Annotated in this window: 17 protein-coding genes; 3 read left to right on the forward strand and 14 right to left on the reverse strand. The window is 70.8% G+C overall.

The window, feature by feature from the left end:
* The first annotated feature begins 110 nt into the window (after positions 1-110).
* The gene (locus tag D7044_RS04450) at positions 111-650 is read left to right on the forward strand and encodes an acyltransferase (protein ID WP_120682502.1); all 540 of its coding nucleotides are present in this window, start codon (positions 111-113) and stop codon (positions 648-650) included.
* A 66-nt stretch (positions 651-716) separates the two neighbouring features.
* Here the strand turns inward: D7044_RS04450 and D7044_RS04455 are convergent, their stop codons facing one another.
* From D7044_RS04455 to D7044_RS04470, 4 genes are all read right to left on the reverse strand, one after another.
* Positions 717-2,474 carry a CDP-glycerol glycerophosphotransferase family protein gene (locus D7044_RS04455; protein WP_199716467.1) on the reverse strand — a complete coding sequence of 586 codons (1,758 nt, stop codon included), beginning with the start codon at positions 2,472-2,474 and terminating at the stop codon, positions 717-719.
* A gap of 149 nt (positions 2,475-2,623) precedes the next feature.
* Positions 2,624-4,702, reverse strand: coding sequence for a DUF6077 domain-containing protein (locus tag D7044_RS04460; protein WP_147434577.1), 2,079 nt, complete (start codon positions 4,700-4,702; stop codon positions 2,624-2,626).
* Positions 4,703-4,925: 223 nt separating this feature from the next.
* The gene (locus D7044_RS04465; RefSeq protein ID WP_120682506.1) at positions 4,926-5,891 is read right to left on the reverse strand and encodes a Gfo/Idh/MocA family protein; all 966 of its coding nucleotides are present in this window, start codon (positions 5,889-5,891) and stop codon (positions 4,926-4,928) included.
* The gene (locus D7044_RS04470) at positions 5,888-6,988 is read right to left on the reverse strand and encodes a DegT/DnrJ/EryC1/StrS family aminotransferase (RefSeq protein WP_120688053.1); all 1,101 of its coding nucleotides are present in this window, start codon (positions 6,986-6,988) and stop codon (positions 5,888-5,890) included. Before D7044_RS04470 ends, D7044_RS04465 begins: the two co-directional genes overlap by 4 nt.
* A gap of 195 nt (positions 6,989-7,183) precedes the next feature.
* On the opposite strand from D7044_RS04470, the gene D7044_RS04475 reads away from it, so the two are divergent.
* A complete protein-coding gene (locus D7044_RS04475) occupies positions 7,184-8,239 on the forward strand; it encodes a lysylphosphatidylglycerol synthase transmembrane domain-containing protein (protein WP_120682510.1) in 1,056 nt (351 codons plus the stop codon).
* A 63-nt stretch (positions 8,240-8,302) separates the two neighbouring features.
* Here D7044_RS04475 and D7044_RS04480 read toward each other — a convergent pair whose 3' ends face one another.
* From D7044_RS04480 to D7044_RS04520, 9 genes are all read right to left on the reverse strand, one after another.
* Positions 8,303-9,538 (reverse strand): acyl-CoA reductase, encoded by a 1,236-nt coding sequence (locus D7044_RS04480; protein WP_120688054.1) that lies wholly within the window; start codon positions 9,536-9,538, stop codon positions 8,303-8,305.
* Positions 9,535-10,581, reverse strand: coding sequence for a LuxE/PaaK family acyltransferase (locus D7044_RS04485; RefSeq protein ID WP_120682514.1), 1,047 nt, complete (start codon positions 10,579-10,581; stop codon positions 9,535-9,537). The genes D7044_RS04480 and D7044_RS04485 overlap by 4 nt, the downstream gene beginning before the upstream one ends.
* Complete coding sequence (locus D7044_RS04490; protein WP_120688055.1) at positions 10,578-11,999, reverse strand: AMP-binding protein; 1,422 nt, start codon at positions 11,997-11,999, stop codon at positions 10,578-10,580. Before D7044_RS04490 ends, D7044_RS04485 begins: the two co-directional genes overlap by 4 nt.
* On the reverse strand, positions 11,996-12,751 hold the full coding sequence (locus D7044_RS04495; protein WP_120688056.1) for an SDR family NAD(P)-dependent oxidoreductase: 756 nt from the start codon (positions 12,749-12,751) through the stop codon (positions 11,996-11,998). The genes D7044_RS04490 and D7044_RS04495 overlap by 4 nt, the downstream gene beginning before the upstream one ends.
* Positions 12,744-12,983: an acyl carrier protein gene (locus D7044_RS04500; RefSeq protein ID WP_120682520.1), complete on the reverse strand. Its 240-nt coding sequence runs from the start codon at positions 12,981-12,983 to the stop codon at positions 12,744-12,746. Before D7044_RS04500 ends, D7044_RS04495 begins: the two co-directional genes overlap by 8 nt.
* Positions 12,984-13,027: 44 nt before the next feature.
* Complete coding sequence (locus D7044_RS04505; protein WP_120688057.1) at positions 13,028-13,654, reverse strand: acyltransferase; 627 nt, start codon at positions 13,652-13,654, stop codon at positions 13,028-13,030.
* A 2-nt stretch (positions 13,655-13,656) separates the two neighbouring features.
* Positions 13,657-14,844, reverse strand: a complete 1,188-nt coding sequence (locus D7044_RS04510) for a glycosyltransferase family 4 protein (protein ID WP_120682524.1) — start codon at positions 14,842-14,844, stop codon at positions 13,657-13,659.
* A 366-nt stretch (positions 14,845-15,210) separates the two neighbouring features.
* Positions 15,211-16,143 (reverse strand): NAD-dependent epimerase/dehydratase family protein, encoded by a 933-nt coding sequence (locus D7044_RS04515; RefSeq protein WP_120682526.1) that lies wholly within the window; start codon positions 16,141-16,143, stop codon positions 15,211-15,213.
* Between the two features lie 26 nt (positions 16,144-16,169).
* On the reverse strand, positions 16,170-17,309 hold the full coding sequence (locus tag D7044_RS04520) for a DegT/DnrJ/EryC1/StrS family aminotransferase (protein ID WP_120688058.1): 1,140 nt from the start codon (positions 17,307-17,309) through the stop codon (positions 16,170-16,172).
* A 115-nt stretch (positions 17,310-17,424) separates the two neighbouring features.
* Here D7044_RS04520 and lhgO point away from each other — a divergent pair, with 115 nt between their 5' ends.
* Positions 17,425-18,621, forward strand: a complete 1,197-nt coding sequence (gene lhgO / locus D7044_RS04525; protein ID WP_120688059.1) for an L-2-hydroxyglutarate oxidase — start codon at positions 17,425-17,427, stop codon at positions 18,619-18,621.
* A gap of 67 nt (positions 18,622-18,688) precedes the next feature.
* Here lhgO and D7044_RS04530 read toward each other — a convergent pair whose 3' ends face one another.
* Positions 18,689-19,291 carry a TetR/AcrR family transcriptional regulator gene (locus D7044_RS04530; protein ID WP_120688223.1) on the reverse strand — a complete coding sequence of 201 codons (603 nt, stop codon included), beginning with the start codon at positions 19,289-19,291 and terminating at the stop codon, positions 18,689-18,691.
* Positions 19,292-19,455: the final 164 nt, after the last annotated feature.

The raw sequence follows: 19,455 nt of genomic DNA on the forward strand, positions 1-19,455 counted from the left end.
GCCGGCGCGGCAGCCCGATCCGCGCGGCCGCCGGCCGGTCTCCCGGCGTACGGCGGCGCGGCTCACCGACGGCGCCCCGGCGCACCCTGCGACCCGATGCGAGTTGAACGATGACTGACAACACTTCCCCGGCACCCTCCGTCTTCGTGCACCCCACCGCCGAGGTGGAGGAGGGCGCCCAGGTGGGCGACGGCACGAAGGTCTGGCACCTGGCCCACGTCCGGTCGTCGGCGACGGTGGGGGCCGGCTGCGTCATCGGCCGCAACGTGTACGTCGACGCGAACGTCACCGTCGGTGACCGGGTCAAGATCCAGAACAACGTCTCGGTCTACCAGGGCGTGACCCTGGAGGACGAGGTCTTCGTCGGGCCGAGCGCCGTCTTCACCAACGACTTCCGGCCCCGGGCGCAGAACCCGGACTGGACGATCACGCCGACCGTGGTGCGTCGGGGCGCCTCGATCGGCGCGAACGCGACCCTCGTCTGCGGGGTCGAGATCGGCGAGTACGCGATGATCGCGGCCGGCTCGGTGGTGACCCGGGACGTGGCGCCGTACCAGCTCGTCGTCGGCAACCCCGCCCGGCCGCGGGGCTGGGTCGACGAGAAGGGCGAGGTCATCTCCCGCGACGTGGCGAACCCGCCCCAGCGGTAGGGACCACGAACGACGCGACGGCGGTGGACGGAGCACTCCGTCCACCGCCGTCGCGGATAAGCCGGGTCAGCCGCAGAGGCGGCCGACCTCCTCCCGGAACCGGTCCATCGGGTTCGCGTCGGCCGGGCCGAGCAGGTAGGTCTTCAGCTCCCGCCGGGCCTCGGTCATCGGGTCGTCGCCGGCGCGGGTCACCGCGACGATCTTCTCCAGCTCGCCGCAGTCGCGGGCCAGCAGGTACGCCGCCCGCGAGGTCGGGTACTGCCGGCGGAACTCGTCCTCCGGCAGCCCACCCGGATTCGCCACCACGTACGGCCGCTCGCTCTGCACGAAGTCCGAGACCACACTGGACACGTCGCTGATCAGCAGATCCGTCTGGTTGAAGCAGTCGAAGAGGCCCGGCGTGCGGCCGGTGACCACGAGGTGCCGGGTGCCGTCGAGGGAGGTCGCGTCGACGTCACCGCCGGCGGCCCGGATCAGCTCCACCACCCGCTCGTGCACCGCCCTGGCCTCCTTGGCCCGGGAGCCGGTCAACGGGTGCGGCTTGTAGATCAGCCGCAGTCCGGGCGTGGCCTTCAGCAGTCCCCGGACGATCCGCTCCCCCATCAGCACGAGCGAGGTGTGGTACGGATCGTCGTCCAGCCACCCCTCCCAGGTGGGGGCGTAGAGGACGGTGAACGGCCGGTCGACCGACTCCGCGCCGAAGGTGGTCACCCCGGCGAGCTGCGGGCGTCCGATCTCGACGATGTCGGCGTCGAGCACGCCGACCCCGGCGCGGGCGTACCGCTCCCGGCCGGCGAGACCGGCGACCCACACCTCGTCGTACACCTTGCTGTACGGGTTGACGCTCGCGGCCTTGTCGCTGTCGCCGTGCCCGACGAAGACGTGCTTCATGCCCGGCTCCCGGAGCATGTGGATGTTCGCTCCGACGTTCGCCGCGTAGAGCGCTGCGCGGATGCTGCCGAACTCCAGGTTCATGAAGTCCACACCGGCCGGTACGCAGATCACCGGCAGCCGGGTGTCGGCGAGTTCGGAGAACGCCTCCCGGCTGCGCATCAGCACCACCGCCCGCCGGTCGAGCGCCTCGGTCGGCGCGAGCCACATGTTCGCCTGGTAGACGTCCTTGGCCGGGCCGGCGAAGTAGAGCGCCGCCTCCGGCCGGTACGAGTCGAGCCAGCGCTGCACGGCGGGCATCAGCGGGCCGGGCCCGCTGCCACGGCCGCGCAGCCAGGTGACGGCGACGATCGCGCCGACCACCGCCGCGGCGGCCAGCGCCGCCACGCCCACGGCGACGACCGGGGTGGCGGTGTCCCGCACCGCCCCGACGACCGCGGCGGGCGCGATCGCGATGTTGACCAGGGCCAGCCGGTCACCCGCGAGCCGGGACGTCCAGGCCGGCGGCCGGGGCGCGAAGTTGATCGGCCCCAGGTCGATGTTGCGGACCAGCGCGGAGACGGGGTTACGCCGGTCGATCATGGTGTTGAGCGCTCCGGCGAAGATCGCGATGAGCCAGACCGCGCCCGGCAGCAGCAGGATCAGGCTCAGCTCGCCCATGCTCGGGCCGACCGCGGCCACCACCAGCAGGACGGTGGCGAGGTCCCGGGCGAGCTGCCGGTAGTCACCACGCAGACCGACCTTCTCCAGGAGGGTGTGCGTGGCGGGCGACCAGCGGGCGAGCGCGTACTCACCGGCGAGCGCGACCAGTCCGGCCACGGCGAAGACGACGGCCCAGCCGAGCGCCCCGGAGGCGAGCATCACGAAGTAGGCCACCAGCAGCAGCGCGCCACGGGCGGCGACTCCCGCCGGTCCCATCAACTTGCCGAACAACGAGGACGCTCCCATCGGGTGGGGCCCGGGCTCAGCCCAGGGCATTCTGGGGTCGATCGCACGAGCCGTCCGGTTTCGGTAACAACGGCCGGCGTCAGGGACCTTAACTCCATTCGATACATGGGTGACGGCCGGGTGCCACGCAACGGTCAGGCGGTGCGGCGGTAACAGGTGACCGCGCCCGGCGCCTTGCGCGAGGCGAACTTCACCAGGCCCAGCTCAGGGGCGAGATCACGAGCCTTCCGGTTGCCGTTGTAGACGCAGACCGTGCCGACGTCCAGTCGGTCCATCGCCGCGGCCAGCTCGGAGACCGGCGCGATCTGGTCCACGCCGTCCGCGAACGCCGCGAGTTTGAGCCGGTCCTGGGAGAACTGGGAGTTCATGTCGTAGTCGACCAGGTAGCCGTTACGGGCCATGACGACCCGCACCTCGCTGGTGACGATCGGCATGGTGCGCATCAGCGTCGACGGCGCGAGCAGTAGGCCCGGCGGGCGGTCGTCGAGGTTCCAGATCCAGAAGTCGATCTTCTGCCGCTGCTGGGGCAACTTCCAGGTCGGGCGCTCGTGGACCTCGACGAAGCTACGCACAGACCACATCGGCGTACCCGCCACCGCGAAGGCGCCGACCAGCACCGCGGCGAGCGCGGCACCCACCACCGCGCGCAGGGCGGCCACCCGGGCCAGCGGTGCGAAGTCGATCGTGCAGAGCAACCCGATCAGTGCGGGCAGGGGCACGAACCAGGGCACCCGCCAGAGCACCGCTGCCAGCCCGGACCCGGCACTGAGTGCCTCGAGCACCCCCGGGACGAGCAGCACGCTCATGGCCGCGGTCGCGCCCGCGGCGAAGAGCGCCGGAGTGCCGCGACGGACCAGGAACGGGCCGCACCACAGCCCGAGCCCGCAGATCACCCCGAGCACACCGATCAGCAGGGTCCGCCGGTAGGTGCCCTCCGCGTCGAAGAACTGGGCGCTGGCGATCACCGATGTCATCGGGCCCAGGGCGATGCGGGTGACGATCACCGCGCCGATGGGGTACGCCATGACGGCCACCCCGGCCACCAGGGCGTCCCGCCAGCGACCGACCAGCAGCATGCCCAGTCCGGCGGCGCCCACCAGCAACGGGAGGATCATCACGGAGGTCGAGGTGAGCCCGGTCGCGACGATCGAGATCGCGATGATCGGGGCCAGGTCCTTGCGCGAGCGGGTGTCGAACCAGCGGGTCAGGTAGACCCAGAGCAGCGGGACCACCGCCGAGACGAACATGCCCTTGCCCTCGTGCAGCCGGGGCAGGTGGAAGGTGCCGAGCGCAGCGTCGTCACCACAGACGAAGGCGAGGAAGGCGAGGGCGACGGTGAACGCCAGCACCGGCCGGCGCGGCGCCCAGCGCTGGATGAGCCGCCACAGCGACAGTGCCGCGAGCACCGCGAGCACCGGGAGCAGCACGTACCAGGTGGCCGAGGCGGCGTGGATGCCGAGGAACCGGCCGAGCGCGCCGGCCAGCACCTCGATCGAGGCGATCGGCGGCTGCGACGACAGCGGCGCGGCCACCTGCTCGGTGAAGAGGAAGTCGCGCAGCGGCACGATGTCGCGCTCGGCGACCCAGACCGACTTGCCGACGTAGAACACGTCGTCAGGGGTGTTCCGGGCGATGAAGAGCGAGGCGATGCCGACGAGCCCCGAGGCGACCAGGGCGTAGCCGGACTGCCAGGACCGTTCGGTGGGGGCGTCCGACCCGACGCCGGGACGGGCGAGCCAGGCCCGCCGGGTGAGCAGCACCGCGCCGACGGCGGCGGCGACGCCGGCGACCGCCGGCACCAGCCAGGGAACTCCGTCGAGGCCCGCAGTGACCGCGGCGAGCACCGCCGCCGCGATGGTCGGCAGCAGCCACCGCCGGTCCATCGTCGCCGCCGGGGATTCGGCCGGGCCGTCTCGTTCGTCGGAGGACGCCGCGCCGGTGCGGCGCCGCCAGCGCCGGAGGGCGACGTAGCCGCCGACGAGCACGCACCCGACCAGCCAGACCAGGAAGGTCACCGACGGCCGGAGGTCGAAGAGGAAGGCCGCGTGGTACAGGACGGTCCAGAGCGCGAACGCGTAGACCGCACCGTCGGTGAGTAGCGCCGGAAGAGCGCTGACGAGCGAACCGAGCCGCCCCGTCCTCGCCTGCTCGCGCTCGCCGGACGGCGCCGACGCGCCGCCCCGCTCGGTCACGAGGGTATCCACATTCGGCACGGCGCATCCTTGGTCTGGGTGGCGAACGAGGTGTGGGGTGGGCACCGAACCGGCACCCGCTGTTGTCCGGGCGGCAGCTTACCCGAAACCTTCGGGTCGCCGACCTCTGCGGGCAACACCGCAGAGCGGGGCACGGAACAGGCGAATGGTACGAATCAGACGACAAAGCCCCTGGCGCCCGGGACGTCCGGACACCAGGGGCAGGTACGCGTCGTGGTGCGCCTCAGGCGCCGGTGTCGTCGAAGAGCCGGCCGACCACCCGGTGCGCCGGCAGGATCCGCTGCCGCTCGACGTCGGCGTCGGCGGTGCCGGCGACGATGTCGAGGAAGTGGTCCAGCTGGGCGGCGAGCGGCTCCCGGTTCGTGAGCAGCTCCGGCACCTCGATGATGCTCTGCTGGCGGTAGCCGCGGCCGTCCGGTGTGGCGGCGTCCAGCGAGACGTGCCGGTAGATGGTGACGTCCTTGCGGATCAGGTCGGCCTCGATCAATCGGTCGACCTCGCTGATGACCAACGTCCGGACCTTGCGCTGTCCGATCCGGCTCGCGGAGACGTTCGCCATGGCGCCGGAACCGAAGCTCAGCAGGGTCTCGGCCAAGTCCTCGGCCTCAGCCAGCGAGTCCGGGTGGAAGTGGCCGAGCGTTCCCCGGACCAACGTGGGCTCCTCGCCGCCGAAGGCCTGGATGGCCAGGTCGACGTCGTGGATGAGCAGGTCCCAGGCGACGCCGGTGCGGATCCGCGGCGCGTACGGCGAGTGCCGGGTCGCGCTCAGGTGGACCGGACGGTCGACCAGGGCCAGTGCCGTCTGCACGGCGGGGTTGAAGCGCTCCAGCAGGCCGCAGAGCAGGGGAAGACCGCGCTTCTCGGCGGTCGCGACGATCTCCTCGGTCTCGGCGAGGCTGCCGCAGACCGGCTTCTCGATCAGCAACGGCTTGTCGGCGGCGAGCACCTGGTGGGCGAGGTCGTGGTGAAACTCGGTGGGGGCCGCGATCACGACCGCGTCGACGTCGGAGAGATCGTCGGCGTCCGGCGCCCAGCCGGCGCCGTACTGCTCGGCGACCTGCTGACCGACCGAGGGCCGGGGTTCGATCACGCGGACCAGCTCGGCCCGCTCCGACTGCGCGACCACGCGGGCGTGCAGGGACCCCATCACCCCGGTACCGACCAGGGCGACACGCAGCTTGCCGCTCACGCGCCCACCGCCGTCCGGACGGCCTCGACGACCTGGTCGACCTCACCGTCGGTCAGGTGGTGGTGCACCGGCAGGGAGACGCACTGCCGGACGACGCGCTCGGTCACCGGGGCCGGGTCGGCGATGACGCGGGGGTGGTCGCGGTAGCAGTCGTAGTCGTAGACCGTCTTCGGGTAGTAGGTGCCACAGCCGACACCCTGCTCGGTCAGCCGGGCGATCACCTCGTCCCGGCTGACCGGGGCCTCGTCGGTGATCAGCACGGTGTACTGGTGCCAGACGTGCGACCGGCCGGGCAGCTCGGTCGGCAGGCGCAGCCCGGGGACGTCGGCCAGGCCGGCGGAGAGCCGGGCGGCGTTGTCCTTGCGGCGCTTGACGCTGTCGCCGTACGTGGCGATCTGCGGGATACCGAGCGCGGCCTGCAGGTCGGTGAGGCGGTAGTTGTGGCCGGCCACCTCGTACTGGTAGCGCTGGCGCATGCCCTGGTTGCGCAGCACCCGCAGCCGGTCGGCGAGCGCCTCGTCGTTCGTCGTGATCATGCCGCCCTCACCGGTGGTGAGGTTCTTCGTCGCGTAGAGCGAGAAGGTGCCGAGCCCGAAGCTGCCCGCACCACGTCCGGAGATCGTCGCGCCCAGCGACTGGGCGGTGTCCTCGACCAGGCCCAGGCCGTGCCGCTCGGCGAGCGGGGCGATCGCGTCCATGTCGGCGGGCTGCCCGTAGAGGTGGACCGGCATGAGGACCTTGGTACGCGGGCCGATCGCAGCGGCGAGCGCCTCCGGGTCGACGCAGAAGTCGTCCTCGCGGATGTCGGCGAAGCGTGCGGTGGCACCGGCTTCCAGGATGGCGTTGAGCGTGGCGACGAAGGTGAAGGGGCTGGTCACGACCTCGTCGCCGGGCTGGAGGTCGAGCACCTCCAGCGCCGCGACCAACGCGGTGGTGCCGTTGTTGACCGCCACCGCGTGCTCTACCCCGACCACGTCGGCGAACTCGCTCTCCAGTCGAGCCACCATCGGCCCCTGAGCGATTCTGCCTGATCGGATCACTTCGACCGCCAGCTGTTCAGCCGCCTCGTCCAGCTTGACGACGGAAATGGGGATCACAGCGTCTCTCCTCGGGGGGTCGGTGGCAGCGAGCAGACGTTAACGGCGGCACACGCTCACAAATTACGTTGCCCGCCGTTGGATACGGAGGTCACGTCGGGGTGCGTGGCGGCACCAAGCCTGGGCTAGTGTAGTGCCTTGCTTTGTCAACCCCTCCCCCGATCGGGTGGACAACGACGCGGAGGCAGATAACCAGTGGTAGATACCGCTACGCGGCCCGACACCGAAGCCACCCCGGCCGCCGCTCCCCGCAGCTCCCGAAAGTGGCTGTCTCTCGCCGTACGCGTCGTGGTCATTGCCGCCATCGTGGCCGGGATGGCCTGGAGTGTCGTCGACCAGTGGCCCCAGGTCCGCTCGACCTGGCTGGGCCTGGCCTGGCCGTCAGTCGTCCTGTCGGTCCTCGCGGCGCTGCTGGGCATGGTGGCCAACACGATGGCCTGGCGGGCCGCCGTGGCCGACCTCGAGCACCGCGTCTCGATCGCCGCCGCACTGCGCATCTGCCTGGTCGGCCAGCTGGGCAAGTACATCCCCGGCAGTGTCTGGGCCTACGTGCTCCAGATCGAGCTCAGCAAGCGGGTGGGTCTGCCCCGGGCCCGGGCTTTCCTGGCCACCCTCGTGACCGTCGGGCTCAGCGTCACCGCCGCGCTCGGCCTGGGACTGCTCAGTCTGCCCTCGTTGCGGGAGGCAGCGGCGGGCGCCGACTCCAACTACGCCGAGCCGGTCCGGGTGGCGCTCTGGATCGTGGCGGTCCTCTTCCCGATCGCCCTGATCTGCGCGATTCCCCGGGTGCTCACCATGCTCGTGCAGCTCGCGCTCAAGCTGCTGCGCCGGCCGCCGCTGGAACACCGGCTCACCTGGCCGGGTGTGCTCCGGGTCGTCGGCTGGAGCGCGCTCGGCTACACCTTGTTCGGGGTGCACCTGTGGCTGTTGGCGAACGCGCAGGCCGCGCCCGGTGTCGGTGGGCTGCTGCGCAGCATCGGGTCCTTCGCGATCGCGATGACCGTCGGCATGTTCGCCTTCCTCTCCCCGTCCGGGCTCGGCGTGCGGGAAGCCGTGCTGGTGGCCGCGCTGGCGCCGTTCCTGCTGGGCAGTGGCGGGGTCGGAGCCGCGATGGGCATCGCCCTGGCGTCCCGGCTGATCTTCACCATCGCCGACGTGCTCGCCGCGGGCATCGCGGCCCTGTCCGGCATGCGGCAGCTGCGCGGCGGACCCGAAACGGTGCCGATCGGCGCGCCGACCGCCGCCTCCTGACGTAGCGAACGACAGGGGCCCGGTACGCCACGTGGCGTACCGGGCCCCTGTCGTACGGGCGGGTCAGCGGGCGATGATGCTGGTGATGCGGGTGAACTCCCGCATCAGGTCGTATCCGTCCCAGGTGGCGGCGAAGCTGAGCGCATCACCGATCGGGACGATCCGGTCCACACCGCGACCGGCCACAGTCCGGGCGAAATCGACTAGTTCTTCGGCCTTGAACCCGAAGTGGGTGACGGTCTGGTCGCGGCGAACCACGAGCGGGGCGAGCTCGGCCAGCGTGTCGACCCGCGCCTGCGGGAAGGTGCCGACGCCGAGCCAGCGTCGCGGGATGTCCGCCGGATCGGCGAGCTCCACCGTCGCCAACTCGTTGCCGTCGAAGCGGATGGCAGTCGCGGTGCCGTCGACGGCCAGTCCGTACGTGGCGACCCGCTTCTCCACCGCCATCGCCGCGTCGACCTCCGGCCGCTTGCCGTCCAGCACCGCGCGCAAGCGGGCCAACAGGTCGGTCCGGGCCGCCTCGGTGTCCGCCGCGTCGCCGACCCAGTACAGGGTGCGCGGTGAGGAGCACGCCGCCTGGTCGAACCAGTACGAGTCGTTGTAGAGCCCGAGAGCCGCCGCGTCCCGCTCCCGCTCGTCGGCGCCCAACCAACCGGCGCTGCTGAGAACGGTGAACGACGAACGGTCCGGGAAGGTCACGTCGCGGGCGTGCGGAGCGAGCGGGTGCCGTCGGATCTCGTTCACCGAGCGGTCCCCGCCCCAGATGACCCGGAGGTCGGCCGCGGCGGAGAGCGCTCCTGTGACGACGTCGTCACGCCCGTACGTCACCATCCGCTGAGTCTGCCGAACCGCTTCGTCCGCCTCGGCCAGGGTGTCGTTCAGGGCGTCGAGAACGGCGTCCGCCGCACCTGCCGAGCGGGACGAGATTCGAACCACGTTGGCGTTGCCGGCCAGAGCGGAGAGCGCCCACGAGTAGACGAAGATGGTGTCCACGTTCGCGGGCGGCACGTGGAAGACCGTGCCTCGGGGAAAGCGCAGCTGTCCCGGCTCGTCGGCCACTCGGGCCAACAGCTTGTTGATCTCCGCGCGACGCAGGAAGAAGCCGAGTGAGCCCAGTTCGGGGTAGCGCCGGGCGACGGCCGGACGGAGCAGCCGCCGCGCGAACGCGACGAGGAACTCCACCACCCGATCGTCACCGACGGTGAGCGGCCCGCCCGCCGGGGTGTTCCGCAGAGCCGCCAGCAGGTCGTCGACGTCGATCGCACCGCCGGCGGGGAACCTCTCGATGACCTTGCTCATGCCGCCTCCGCAAAGGTGTCGCTGCAGCCACGGGCCTCCGCCCGCGGCAGGCGTCCCAGGATCGAGAAGCGCTTACCCGGCCAGACGCCGTCGTCGACGCCGTGCACCACGCCCTGGTCCTCGGTGAGCAGCAGGTGCCCGGGGTACGACCGCGGCAGGGTGCTGACCACCTGGACGACGCCCGGCGTGCCGACCGGCACCTCCTCCCAGGTGCGGGGGTCGCGGATGATGATGTCGGAGAAGTCCGGGCAGTACAGCCCTCCGCCGTCCGTCCCCTCCAGGAACGTCAGTCCGATCTGCTCGACCATGCCGTAGAAATTGTGGATCCGCCGCAGCCCGGTCTCCTCGGCAAAACGGCGCCGGAACTCGTCGTTGTCGACAGCCCGGTCCGTCAGCTTCTTCCACCCACCACTGTGGATCAGAATGCCGTTGCTCAGGTCGAGCTTGTTCTCCCGTGCCAGCTCGTAGAGGTAGAGCCAGGTCATGAAGGTGAAGCCGAAGATGAGGAACGGCTGGTCACCGTGCTTGTCGAGGAAGGCGCGCACCGCCTCCAGGTCGGGCCGGTCGTTCTCGTCGAGCACGAACGTGTGATCGCGGCCGAAGTTCATCAGGCCGAGCACTCCGGCGCCGCGGGCCGAGAACGACCGACGGTCCTTGAACAGTGCCCGGGTGTCAACCAGCAGCATCGGCAGCCGGCGCGGCCCGATCACCGGGCTGAGCGTCGCGGACAGCATCTTCTGCTGCAGCCCGGCCGCCTCCTTGTCGAGGTAGATGCGGCTCACGTCGCCGGTCGTACCGGACGAGGTGAGCACCTTGAACACCTCGTCGTCGGTGATGCTCTTGAGCACGTGGTGCTTGAACAGCCGTACCGGCAGCCAGGGCAGATCCGCGATCCGCTCGTAACGCCGTCCGGGATGATGGCCGAGCGAGGCGAGCAGCCGCGCGTACTCCGGACTGTTGGCCCGGTGATGCTCGGTGAGCTCGACCAGCTCCGGCAGCAGCCGCGCTTCACGAGTGGCCTGGTCGAGGGTGAACAGGGTCATACCTGCGCCTCCAGGGAGCGGTAATCAATCTTGCCGTTGGGCAGTTGCGGCAACCGCTCGATGGTCCGGACGTCGAATCCGGACCGGTGCAGCTTGAGCCGCTCGGCGAGCCGTCCGGCGAGGTCGCGGGCGGCATTTTCGTCGATGCCCTCGACGAAGACGACGACCTTGTCCGGACCGGACACCGCGACCACCGGCCCCTGGTCACGCAGCATCTCCTCGATGTCGTGCAGGTTGACCCGGATACCGAAGATCTTGCCGAACCGCTTGATCCGACCACGCAGCCAGACGAACCCGTCCTCGTCGAGGTGGCCGAGGTCACCGGTGCGCAGCACCCCGCCCTGGTCGTCACCCCGAGTCAGGTCGGCGGAGTTCTCGGCGTACCCCATCATCACGTTCGGACCGCGGTACACCAGCTCCCCGATCACGCCCGGGGCTGCCGTCTCGGCGCCCTCGGCGTTCACCACGCTGAAGGACCCACCGGCCAGCGCGGGCCCGACCGAGCCCACCCGGGCCGGCAGCGCGTCCGCGGGCAGCGTGCTCATTCGCGGGCCGGCCTCCGTGCAGCCCCACATGACGTGGAACCGGCCACCGGCCGCACTGATCTTCTCGTGGAAGGCGAGGATCATCTCGTCGCGCAGCTTGCCGCCGGCCTGCGTGAGGGTACGGATCGACGGATACTTCGCGGGTGACCAGCGGATGCGGTGCAGCATCTCGTAGTTGTAGGGGACGCCGGCCAGCGACGTCGCGCCGTACGTCTGCACCGCCTGCCAGAACTCCCGGGCCAGCACACCGCCGTCGACCACCAGCACGGTGGCGCCGGCCGCGAGATGGCTGTTGAGCACGGACATGCCGAAGCTGTAATACAGCGGCAGGCTGGTCGGCGCGATCTCGTCCGGGCCGATCGCCAACGCCTCGGCGATGGCCGCGGCGTTCGACGACACCGCGGAGCTGGAGAGCCGGACGAACTTCGGATCACCGGTCGAACCTGAGGTCGCCAGCAGCACGGCCAGCTCCGGGTGCGGCTCGTCGGCCGGCGGGACCTCCCGGCGCCACACCGGCCCGAGGACTTCGTCGTCCACCTGCTGGTAGGACTTCGGTCGCTCGCCCGAGTCCGCGCCCGCGCCGCCTTCTGCCAGGCCGACGACCACCGCCGGTTCGAACCGACCGATGAAATCGGCGAGCACGGCGGGGTCGAGCGCCGGGTCCAGCAGGGCGACCGCCCGTCCAGCGCGCAGCGCACCGGCGTACCGCAGCACAGTCGGCACCGACGTGCCGGCGCGGGCGAAGACGACGCCCGGCGGCAGGGCCGCGTACGCCTCGGCCGTGCGGTCGACCGCGGCGCTGAGCTCCGCTCCGGCGAGGATCTCACCGGTGGCGGCGTCGATGAGCCGCGCCGATGGTGCGATGAGATTCATGCGACAAGTCCCCCGTCGACGCCGAGCACCTGCCCGGTGACGTACCGTGCGCCATCCCCGGCGAGGAACCGGATCACGTCGGCGACCTCGTCGGCGTCACCGAGGCGGCCGAGCGCGGCGGCGCCCGCCTGGTTGTCGAGCACCTCCGCCGGGAGGCCGGCGGTGAGGTCGGTACGGATGACCCCGGGGGCCACCGCGTTCACCCGGACACCCCGACCGCCCAGTTCCCGCGCTGCGGAGCGGGCCAGCGCCGCGACCGCCGCCTTCGAGGCCGCGTACACGGACTGGCCGGCCGCGCCGTAGATGCCGACGACCGACGCCAGCAGCACGATCGAGCCGCCCCGACGCTCGCTGCCGTCGGACGCCTTCCGGCGACGCGCCATCGCCCGACCGGCCGCCTGCACCGCGGCGACGGCACCCGAGACGTTGACGTCCAGGGTGCGGCGAACGTCCTCGCCGCGCAGCATGCCGAGCAGGCCGTTCTCCATGATCCCGGCGTTGGCGACCAGAATGTCGAGCCCACCGTGCTCGGTGGTGACCCGCTTGACCGCCGCGCCGACCGCGTCGAAGTCCGCGACGTCGAGACCCAGGCCGTACCCGCCGAACTCCTTGGCCACGGTCGCGGCATTGGCCGCGTCCCGACCGGTGATGACCACGGTCGCGCCGGCGTCGGTGAGTGCCCGGGCGGTCGCCAGACCGATGCCCCGGGTCCCGCCCGTGACCAGCGCGACGCGGCCGGTCAGCTCACTCATCGACGGAGAGGCCCCGAAGCATGTCGAGCGCAACCTTGAAGCTGCTCATGTCGATGACCTGGTCGGTCTCCAGCTGGACGTCGAACTCGTCCTCGATCGCGGCGACCAGGGTCATGTGTCCCAGGGAGTCCCACTGCTCGATCCCGCGGTAGTTGAGGTTCTCCACATCCGTGCCCTCGGGCAGCTCCAGCGCGTCCACGAAGACGGCACGCAGGCGGTCGTTCAGGGTCATGGTCGAGTATCTCCGTCGTTCTCGGTGGCTCGTGGTGACGGGCGTCACTGATCGTCGCGGCTGGCGGCGGGTGCGCCCCACACCTGAGTCTCTCCCCGCGCCTCAGCGCGGGCTCTGCGGGCTGCGTTCTCGGCTCGTACCCGGTCCGCTTCGCCGCGGAGGTATTCCTGGTCGTAGCGCTGGAAGACGCGGGCCGGATTGCCCGAGACCAAACTGTAGGCGGGAACGTCCTTGGTCACCACCGACAGGGGGCTGATCGTGGCGCAGTCACCGATCGTGACTCCCATCATGATCACGCTGTTGCCACCGATGAAGCAACCCTTGCCGATCTTGACCGGCTTGCGCTCGATCAGATCGCTGCCCGAATGGTTCTCCAGCATCATGTTCGCCAGCCAGCTGGAGTGGGTGAAGACCAGGCAGTTCAACCCGATGCTGGTGTGGTCACCGATCTCCAGCCCACCGCTGGCGTCCAGAACCGTGTTCTCACCGACCCAGCAGTGCTCGCCCATGACGAGGTTCTCCGGGCTGACGATCTTCGTACGTTCACGGATCCGAGTGGTCTCCGGAAGACCCAGGTAGCGCGCCCGCTCGACGTCGTTGAGCAGGTTACCGACGAGATCGTTCAGGATGGCGGGGCGCAGCCGGTTGCTGCGCTCGTCGTCGAGGAACATGTTCAGACTCGCCCCGTCATGCGCTCGAAGGCGTCCAGGTGCTGGCGGGTCACCACGTCGAGGGTGAAGTGGCCGTAGACCAGGTCCCGCTGCCGCTTGGCGATGATTTCCCGCTCCTCTGGATCGTCCAGCAGCCGGATCACCGCGTCAGCGAGCCCGCTCGGATCGTTCGGCGGAACCAGCACGAAGTTCTCCCAGTTGCGGAGCTGGACCGCAGGGAAATTGGTCTCGGTGACCGTGCCGATGGTCGCCCGGCCGGACGCCATCGCCTCCAGGCTCGCCGTGCCGAATCCACCGCCCTGCAGATCGTGCGCGACGACGTCGGCCGCGGCGAAGTACGCGGGCACCTCGGTCGAGGGGACGACGCCCGTGGTGATGATGGCCTCGCTGACGCCGAGTTCGGCAGCCCGCTTGGCGAAGGCGTCGTAGTAGACCCGGCCGATGACCATCACCTTGGTCTCGGGGTGCTTGCCGAGGATCGTCGGCAGCGCCTCGACCAGGGCGAGGCGGTCCCGCAACGGGATCACGTGGCCGAGGGACACGATCAGAGGAGCGTCGCCGACACCGTGTCGCGAGCGGATGTCGAGTGTCGACTCGACGGCGAATCGTGACGGTTCGACCGCGACTGGGATGTACTCGTAATCCACCGTGGTCGCACCGTAACGCTGCGCACAGTAGCTGGCGGCCAGCTCATCCATGATCACGTATCGCGGGTGGAACCGCGTGATGATCGGCTTGACCAGGCACCGGTCCAGCACCTTGAAGAGCGCGGCGTACTTCGGATCGGGGCTCTCCAGCCGGGTGTGGATGGAGAGCAGCACGGGCAGCTTGCGTCGGCGCGCGTACCAGCCGGAGATCCAGCTCAGATCGAAGAACTGACCGTGCTGGTGGATGACGTCGGGCCCAAACTCGTCCAACAGCCGCCGGACCCGGCGCATGTTGCCCGGCCGGGCCAGGGCGAACGCCATGTCGAAGTCGATGGAGAGGCCGAGCTTCGGCATCGGCATCGCCGGCAGCCGCACGACCTTGTAGCCGTGACGCTCCTCCTCGGCGGGAGCACCGGGATACGCCGCGGTTAGCACCAACACCTCGTGGCCTGCGGCGACATAACGCTCCGCCAACGCAGCTGCCAGGTGCGAACTCCCGCCGGGACGGGGCGGAAAGAAGTTGTTGACGACCGCGATCCGCACAGCGGTACTCCTGTCGAGGTCGGCGAAGGGTCGGGGGGGTCCGGCCCATCGGTGGATAGTACGCCGGGCCAGGAGAGTTGTCGGGAGGCGAGCGGGCCCACGCTACCTCAGCCGGCACCGGCGGTGGAACCTGACCGCCCCGGCAACCGCACGGCCCCAACCGTGCACGGCGACAACAGTCCCCGGTGGAACGACCCACCAGGGACTGTCGCCGTGCCGGCCGGGACGGACGTGGCGCCGGTGACGCGACGGCCGTGACCGCGGCAAGCGGAACCGCTCGCCCAGCGGCCTTGCGACGGCGGATCTCCGGTGATGCCGGCGCCCGCCGTCAAGGTCAGTACGGGCTGTCAGGCGGGTAACGCCGGGTCACGCCACCTCGGTCTTGATCAGGTCGGTCATCCCGTCCTCGACCGCGATGGTCGGCTCCCAGCCGAGCACCTCACGAGCCCGGGTGATGTCGGCGGCGCGGCGGCTGACCAGCACCTCACGCGGGTTGAACTGCGGCTGGACGTCGACGCCGACGGCGTTGATCAGGATCTCGGCCAGGCTGGCGATCGAGGTGTCGAGGCCGGTGCCGATGTTGACCGGCACGTTGCCCTGCTCGGCCTCCATCGCCATGACGACCGAACGCGCGATGTCGTGGACGTGGATGAAGTCCATCGACTGCTCGCCCTTGCCGTCGATGACCGGCGGCTCGCCGTTCTTCAACCGCTTCACGAAGTGGTTGATGACCGAGGTGTAGTAGGCGGTCGGCTTCTGGCCCGGGCCGTACACGTTGAAGAAGCGCAGGGCGATCCAGTTCAGGCCCTTGCTGCGCTGGTAGAAGCCGAGCAGGTCCTCACCGGCGCGCTTCGAGATGCAGTACGGGGTGAGCGGGTCGAGCCGGTCGTCCTCGTGCATCGGCAGCTTCTGCGGGTCGCCGTAGACCGAGGCCGACGAGGCGAAGACCAGCCGCTTGACACCGTGGTCGGCGGCGGCGGCGAAGACGTTGTGGTTGCCGACCATGTTGATGTCGATCGACTCGTACGGGTCGGCCTGGCTCTTGTTGATCGAGACCGCGGCGAGGTGGATGACGTAGTCGCAGCCCTTCATGGCCGCGTGGACCGCGCCGCCGTAACGGACGTCCTGGTCGATCAGCTCGACGTCGCCGGTGGCGACGAGTTCGTTGATCCGGTCCCGGTCACCGCGGAACATGTTGTCGAAGATGCGGACCCGGTAGCCCTTCTCCAACAGCATCGGCACCACGTGCAGGCCGATGAAACCGGCGCCTCCGGTGATGAAGACGGTCTGCTTCGACATGGCGGAGCCTGTCCTTCCTTGGGGGATCAGCGGCCGGTGGCCGTGGTGTTGACGACGTCGATGAGCGTGGTGGCCACGGTCTCGACCTGCGCGTCGGTGAGGTTGGCGTGCATCGGGATGGCCAGGTGGCGGGCGAAGAGGTCCGCCGAGACCGGGCACGGCGCGGTCTCGCCGTAGAGCGGCTGGAGGTGCGAGGCGTACGTGCCGAAGGTGCACTGCACGCCGCGCTGGCGCAGCGCCATGGCGACCGTCCCCCGGTCGACCGAGGGCGCGAGCGTCACGACGTACGACTGCCAGGGGTGCTCGCGGTCGGGCGCCTCGTACGGCGTGGTGATGAGCTCGTGGTCCTTGAGCAGCTCACCGTAGCGGGCGGCGACGCGGCGCTTGGTGGCGAGCAGGTCGGGCAGCCGGTCGAGCTGGGCCAGCATGATGGCGGCCGAGATGTCGGAGAGCCGGTAGTTGTAGCCCAGCTCGGTGAAGGTCGGGATCGGCAGGTTCGACAGCTCGGCGCGGGTGAGCGCCCCCTCGACACCGTACGTGTGCAGCTTGCGCGCGTGCGTGGCGAGGTCCTCACGGTCGGTGACGTACGCCCCGCCCTCACCCGCCGTGATGCCCTTGCGGCCGTGGAAGCTGAACGTGGCCACGTCGGCGAGGCTGCCCGCCGGGCGACCCTTGTAGGTGGCGCCGGCCGAGCAGGCGGCGTCCTCCACCAGGAACAGGCCGTGCTTGTCGGCGACGGCGCGCAGCTCGTCGTAGTCGGCGGGCTGCCCGAAGGCGTCCACGGCGATGATGCCTACCGTGCGCGGGGTGATCGCGGCCTCGACGGCCGCCGGGTCGACGGTCCAGGTGTCGGGCCGGACGTCGGCGAAGACCGGGGTCGCGCCGGCCCACATCACCGAGTGGCCGGTGGCCGGGAAGGTGTAGTCGGCGACGACCACCTCGTCGCCGGGCTTCACGCCGAGGGTGAGCAGCGCCAGGTGCAGCGCCGAACCGCAGCTGCTGGTGGCGAGGGCGTGCCGGGTGCCGACGGCGGCGGCGAAGCGCTCCTCGAAACGACGAGCGGTCGGACCGCCGCCGGCGAGCCAGCCGGAGGCGAAGACCTCGGCGATGGCGGCCAGTTCCGGCTCCCCGACGGTGGGCTGACCGAGCGCGATGACCTCAGACATGTGACTCCCCCAGAGATGGACCCGCAGCAGTCTAGGGCAACCTCTGCAGTGGTGCCTCGGTCGGGCGCGGCGCGCTTGGTTACCATCGGTCCCGGCATCGGGCAGGGGAGACGAAATGACCAGGTTTGTGGTGGTGGGCGGCGGTATCGTCGGGCTCGCCGTGGCGCACCGGCTGATGATCGACCGGCCGGGTGACCAGGTCACCGTGCTCGAGAAGGAGGCCGGCTGGGCGGCCCACCAGACCGGCCACAACTCCGGCGTCATCCACGCCGGCGTCTACTACAAGCCCGGCAGCCTGAAGGCCACGCTCTGCAAGGCCGGCAGCGCCTCCATGGTCGAGTTCTGCCGCGAGCACGGGCTGGCGTACGACATCTGCGGGAAGCTGATCGTCGCCACCGACACCGAGGAACTGCCCCGGCTGCACGACCTGCACCAGCGGGCGCTCGCCAACGGCCTGCCGGCACGTCTGATCGAGGGGGCCGAGGCGGCCGAGTACGAGCCGCACGTGGCCGCCGTCGCGGCGCTGCACGTCTCCTCGACCGGCATCGTCGACTTCGGCGCGGTCTGCCGCAAGCTCGCCGAGCTGCTCACCGCGGGCGGGGCGGACCTGCGGACCGGCACCGAGGTGACCGGGGTGGTGACCCGCCCGGAGAGCGTCGTGGTCAGCACCACCGCGGGCGAGTTCGTCGCCGACGTGCTGATCAACTGCGCCGGTCTGCACGCCGACCGGATCTCGCGGCTGGCGGGCGTACCGACGCCGGTGCGGATCGTGCCGTTCCGCGGCGAGTACTACGAGCTGATCCCGCAGCGACGCGACCTGGTGCGCGGCCTGATCTACCCGGTGCCGGACCCGCAGTTCCCCTTCCTCGGCGTCCACCTGACCAAGATGATCGACGGCAGCGTGCACGCCGGGCCGAACGCGGTGCTGGCCACCGCCCGCGAGGGTTACTCGTGGAGCCGGGTCAGCCCCCGCGACGTCTGGGACGAACTCAGCTTCCGCGGGCTGTGGGCGCTGGGCCGGCGGCACTACCGGTACGGCCTGACCGAGGTGGCCCGGTCGCTGTCGAAGAAGCGCTTCGCGGCCAGCCTGGCGCGGCTGGTGCCGGAGTTGACCGCCACGGACATCGTCCGGGCCGGGGCGGGCGTCCGCGCCCAGGCGATCCGGCCCGACGGCGGGCTGGTGGACGACTTCCTCATCGTCGAGGCCGACCGCCAGGTGCACGTGCTCAACGCGCCCTCCCCCGCAGCGACCAGCTCCCTGGAGATCGCGCGGCACATCGTCTCCCGGCTTCCGGTCGACGCCGTCCGCTGACCGACGCCGGCCCACTCGGTCCACAGCAGACCGCGCGATGGCCCTGCCACCGCCCCGCGACCGCGCCTCAGCGGTCGGCCGGCGCCGTCCGTCGCGGCCTCGGCACGGCCGCACCGGCCCCGAGCCCGACGGCCACCGACTCCACCAGCGTCTCCAGGTAGCTGTCGGAGAGCGGGTTACGGGCGATGGCGAGCCGCCAGTAGAGCGGCCCGACGATGAGGTCGACGGCCACCTCCGGGTCGGTGTCGGCGGGCAGCTCGCCCCGCCGCACGGCCAGCTCGATCATGTGCCCGCCGACCTCCTGCTGCCGGGCCCGCAGCACCTTCTGCAGGGTCTCGTCGATGGCCGGATTGCGCGCGGCCTCGGCGAGCAGGTCGGGGATGATCTGCGAGGCGAGCGGGTGCCGCAGCGCGTGCGCCACCACCTGGAAGAGCAGCGTGAGGTCGCCGCGCAGGCTGCCGGTGTCCAGCGCGGGCAGCTTGCCGTGCGCGGCGGCCGCCACGATGTCCAGCACCAGCTCGACCTTGGAGCCCCACCGCCGGTAGATCGCGGTCTTGCTCACGCCCGCCCGGCGCGCCACCGCCTCGATCGAGAGGCGGCCATATCCCACCGCGGCGAGCTCCTGCATCAGGGCACGGCGGATGGCCGCGGTGATGTCGTCCCGCAGCACCGCCGCCCCGGCCGGAGCCCGCCGTTTTCCGTCCGTCACCTGGGACTCTTTCCGCACGTCACGGGCACTACCCTAGCGCAACGACGGTACGGTTGCGTCCCGACGTCTTTCGGACTACTGTCCACGCAGCGACGAGGCGGCGCTCCCCCGCACTGGCCACGTCT

Origin of the sequence: Micromonospora musae (assembly GCF_003626635.1) — a bacterium.
Classification (GTDB): Bacteria; Actinomycetota; Actinomycetes; order Mycobacteriales; family Micromonosporaceae; genus Micromonospora; species Micromonospora musae.

Bases quoted from the DNA above. Each gene is read 5' to 3' on its own strand.
- D7044_RS04505 (WP_120688057.1), bottom strand. From the start codon at position 13,654: ATGTTCCTCGACGACGAGCGCAGCAACCGGCTGCGCCCCGCCATCCTG.
- D7044_RS04520 (WP_120688058.1), bottom strand. From the start codon at position 17,309: ATGTCTGAGGTCATCGCGCTCGGTCAGCCCACCGTCGGGGAGCCGGAA.
- D7044_RS04485 (WP_120682514.1), bottom strand. From the start codon at position 10,581: ATGACCCTGTTCACCCTCGACCAGGCCACTCGTGAAGCGCGGCTGCTG.
- D7044_RS04450 (WP_120682502.1), top strand. From the start codon at position 111: ATGACTGACAACACTTCCCCGGCACCCTCCGTCTTCGTGCACCCCACC.
- D7044_RS04490 (WP_120688055.1), bottom strand. From the start codon at position 11,999: ATGAATCTCATCGCACCATCGGCGCGGCTCATCGACGCCGCCACCGGT.
- D7044_RS04500 (WP_120682520.1), bottom strand. From the start codon at position 12,983: ATGACCCTGAACGACCGCCTGCGTGCCGTCTTCGTGGACGCGCTGGAG.
- D7044_RS04495 (WP_120688056.1), bottom strand. From the start codon at position 12,751: ATGAGTGAGCTGACCGGCCGCGTCGCGCTGGTCACGGGCGGGACCCGG.
- lhgO (WP_120688059.1), top strand. From the start codon at position 17,425: ATGACCAGGTTTGTGGTGGTGGGCGGCGGTATCGTCGGGCTCGCCGTG.
- D7044_RS04480 (WP_120688054.1), bottom strand. From the start codon at position 9,538: ATGAGCAAGGTCATCGAGAGGTTCCCCGCCGGCGGTGCGATCGACGTC.
- D7044_RS04515 (WP_120682526.1), bottom strand. From the start codon at position 16,143: ATGTCGAAGCAGACCGTCTTCATCACCGGAGGCGCCGGTTTCATCGGC.